At 57.8% G+C, this 3950-nt stretch carries 3 protein-coding genes; 2 read left to right on the forward strand and 1 reads right to left on the reverse strand.

Features of this window, described 5'->3' with window-relative positions; translation table 11 throughout:
- On the reverse strand, nt 1-1174 hold a 1174-nt coding region (locus ACRESD_RS06165), incomplete at its 3' end, for a flavin-containing monooxygenase (RefSeq protein ID WP_431750115.1).
- Between the two features lie 277 nt (nt 1175-1451).
- Between ACRESD_RS06165 and ACRESD_RS06170 the strand changes: the two genes are divergently transcribed.
- Nucleotides 1452-2450, forward strand: coding sequence for an alpha/beta fold hydrolase (locus tag ACRESD_RS06170; protein ID WP_431750116.1), 999 nt, complete (start codon nt 1452-1454; stop codon nt 2448-2450).
- A 318-nt stretch (nt 2451-2768) separates the two neighbouring features.
- A partial coding sequence (locus tag ACRESD_RS06175; protein ID WP_431750117.1) for an alkane 1-monooxygenase occupies nt 2769-3950 on the forward strand: 1182 nt, incomplete at its 3' end.

Raw genomic sequence — 3950 nt, forward strand, 5'->3', positions numbered from 1 at the left:
ACCCGGGATTGGGGCCGACGATCAGGAACAGGTTCGGGTAGCCCGGCACGGTGGTGCCTTTGTAGGCATGGGCGCCATCGCGCCAGGTATCCATCAGGTCGATACCGTCGCGGCCGATGATGCAGTCACGCGGCAAGGGATCTGTGGCTTGAAAGCCGGTGCCGAAGATCAGGCAATCGGCCGGGTGCTTGATGCCATCGCTGGTGATGATGCCGTCGGCTTCGATGCGCAGCACGTCGTGGGTCACCACCTCGACGTTACTGCGCGACAACGCTGGGTAATAGTCATTGGAGATCAGCACGCGTTTGCAGCCGATGGTGTAGTCCGGCGTCAGGATTTTGCGCAGGGAAGGGCGGGAGATCTGCTTGTGCAGGTGGCGCAGGGCGATTTTCTGCACCATTTTCATCAGGCGCGGGTGAAGGGCGAAGCCGACCACGCGACCTTCCAAGGCCCAATAAAACGCGCTGCGTACCAACCGTTGAGTGAATGGCAGATGTTTGAACGCCCAACGCTCGATGCGCGAGATAGCTCGGTCCGGCTTGGGCATGATCCACGGCGGTGTGCGTTGGAAAAGGTCCAGATGGGCCACTTGTGGCGCAATCTGAGGTACGAACTGGATGGCACTGGCCCCGGTGCCGATCACCGCAACGCGCTTGCCCTTCAATGAATACTCGTGGTCCCACTGCTGGGAGTGGAAGCGCTTGCCCTTGAAACTGTCCAGCCCGGGTATATCCGGCAGTGCCGGGCGCGACAGGCCGCCCATGCCCGACACCAACACCCGCGCACTGAGGTGGCGACCATTGCTGAAGCTGAGCTGCCAGCGTTGTTGCTGTTCATCGAATACTGCCCGCTGCAGGCCCATGCCAAAGCGCAGGAACGGCGCCAGTTCAAAGTCTCGGGCGCAGTCTTCCAGATAGGCGCGGATCTCTGGCTGTGGTGCGAATTGCCGCGTCCAGTTCGGGTTGGGTGCAAAGGAAAATGAGTACACATGGGACTGCACGTCGCAGGCGCAGCCGGGGTAATGGTTGTCGCGCCATGTGCCGCCAAGGGTCTGGGCTTGTTCGGCGATCAGGAAGTCAGTGATTCCGGCGTCCTTGAGTTTGATCGCCATGCACAACCCGGCGAAACCCGATCCGATGATGGCGATGTCGATGGCATCGCTGTGGGCGTTCATAGCGTGTCCTTCATGGGCATCTGTTGTGCTCCTGTTTTTGTTTTGTCTTTTTAGATAGAACACCATTGCAAAGAAAAATTGAATTATTTATTTTAAAAAAGATTTTAAATAATCTACCTGAAAATATCGCCTACGCTAGGACCTTGTTTCACATATGCGACTTGTCCGACAGACGAGCACGGTATGCACGAGGTCTAGTTCCAAGGCATGGACGATGGCTGAAGCCTTGACCAATTCCGGTCGGGTCGCCAGCAACAGGGAAGCAGAGGACCGAGCTATGGCTGTCGAATGGGTTGTCGCTGCAGGTGTGTTGGTGGGTGCGAGTGCTGTGCTATGGGGCTTCAGTGCCTGGATGACTCTGCGTATTGAAGCGGCTGTTCCGATCAATGGGCGTTTCGTGGAGGTCGATGGCGAGTGCTTTCATTATGTAGAGGAAGGCAAGGGCCCACCGCTGGTGATGATTCACGGGCTGATGGGCAGCAGTCGCAACCTGACCTATGCCTTGTCTGGCCAGTTACGCGAGCGTTTTCGGGTCATCACGGTGGACCGTCCAGGCTCGGGCTATTCCACCCGGCACAGTGGCACTGCGGCAGACCTGCCGGCCCAGGCCAGACAAATGGCCGCGTTCATCAAGACGCTGGACCTGGATAAACCGCTGGTACTTGGGCACTCCCTCGGCGGCGCGATCTCCCTGGCGCTCGCGCTTGATCATCCCCATGCCGTCTCTGGCCTGATCCTGGTGGCACCGCTGACTCATCCTCAGCGCCTGTTGCCGCTGGTGTTCTTGTCGTTGGCGGTACGCCCGGCCTGGTTGCGACGCTGGGTGTCACACACTCTGACGATGCCTATCGGGTTGTTGACCAAGGGGGCAGTGGTGAACGGGGTGTTCGCCCCGGATGCGCCGCCGCCCGACTTCGCCACGCAGGGTGGCGGACTGCTGGGTATGCGTCCTGACAACTTCTATGCAGCCTCCAGCGAGATCAATCGGGTCAACGATGACCTTCCGGAAATGGTCAAGCGTTATCCGCAGTTGAGCCTGCCCATTGGGTTGATATACGGCGCACGGGACAAGGTGCTCGACTTCCAGAAGCACGGCCAGGCCCTGGCCAGCAAGGTGCCTGGGTTGAAGCTGCAGGTGGTGGAAGGGCGGGGCCATATGTTGCCCATCACCGCTGTGGACCGTGTGGTCGCGTTGGTGGAGCAGATTGCCAAGCGCACCCGGCCCCTGGAAAGCGCCACGGTACTGCACCCGTCATTTGCCCTGGCGAGTAAATAACCTTGCAATCAAACCTGCGGATCAGCGGCGTTAATGCCTGCCCTAGACACCTGACCAAACAGCTGAAAAAGAGACTGCTCGGTCACGTCAAAAAGGCGCCGAGAAACTAGTTGACGACCTAACGATTCCGCGCTATTTATTTAAAAAAATAATTTCAATGTCTAATTTGAAATAATTTTTGAAATGCCTAAGAGCGAATAGAATAATGAAAAAAACGTCTTTTATCGCATGGATGGTTTCTCGGAGGATTCAGCGCTCCGTGAACCTGTTGACCGTTCAATTCTTTTCCCTGACCACCGGTCTCGTGCGGAGGTTGCCATGAATCAGTCCCTGGCCGCACCCAACGTCTGGACCGATGGCAAGCGCCACCTGTGGTGGCTCGGCATCATGCCCCTGGCCACCCCATTACTCTCTGGTACGTTGGCTATCACCACCGGTGTACAACAATTGTGGTGGGTCGGTGTCTTGGTGATATTCGGCCTGATCCCATTGATCGACGGCCTGCTGGGCGAAGATGTCAGTAACCCGCCCGAGTCCGCTGTCAACCACCTTGAATCCCAAAGCTACTACCGCTGGATCGTGTACACCGGTGTGCTGTTCGTCATTACGTCGGTGGTGATCACCGGTTGGCTGGCGGCGGGGGGCATCGATTGGATCATCCGGGGCGGCCTGTTGCAGGCTACCGCCAATCTGGACCCGGCGAGCTGGCTGTCCCATGCCGCAAGCTATATCACTGCGCGTACTCAACTGCATGGCGAAGTGAGCTGGTTCACTTACCTGGGCATGGCAATGTCCACCGGCGCTGCGACCGGGATTGCGATCAACACCGCCCACGAGCTGGGGCACAAACCCAAGCCACTGGAAGTGTTCCTCGCCAAGGTTACCCTGGCACCGACGTTCTACGGGCACTTCTACACCGAACACAACCGTGGTCACCACGTGCGTGTCGCCACTCCCGAAGATCCGGCCAGCTCGCGTCTGGGTGAAAGTTTCTGGGCCTTCTTGCCGCGCTCGGTGTGGTTCAGTGCCCGCTCGGCCTGGAACCTGGAACGCGAACGCCTGCGCAAACTCGGCCTGCCGGCGCTGCACTGGAAGAACGCCGTGCTCAGCGCCTGGATGTACAGCGTCGTGTTGTGGGGCGCGATGATCGTGTGGCTGGGGGCAGGGGTGATTCCATTCCTGATTATCCAGGGTATCTACGGGTTCTCGTTGCTGGAAGTAGTGAACTATGTCGAACACTACGGCCTTAAACGCCAGAAGTTACCCAATGGACGTTATGAACGCTGTTCGCCACGACACTCGTGGAACAGTAATCGGATTGTCACCAATATCTTTCTGTTCCAATTGCAGCGGCACTCCGATCACCATGCCAACCCAACACGCAGTTATCAGTCGTTGCGTCACTTTGATGAGTCACCGCAACTTCCTTATGGATACGCGAGCATGATTGTCTGGGCTTATGTGCCGTACTTGTGGCGGCGTCGTATGGATCACCGAGTA

It is taken from the genome of Pseudomonas sp., from assembly GCF_050739995.1.
Taxonomy (GTDB): Bacteria; Pseudomonadota; Gammaproteobacteria; order Pseudomonadales; family Pseudomonadaceae; genus Aquipseudomonas.

Excerpts from the sequence above, each read along its gene's own strand:
- ACRESD_RS06170 (WP_431750116.1), top strand. The coding sequence starts at position 1,452 with ATGGCTGTCGAATGGGTTGTCGCTGCAGGTGTGTTGGTGGGTGCGAGT.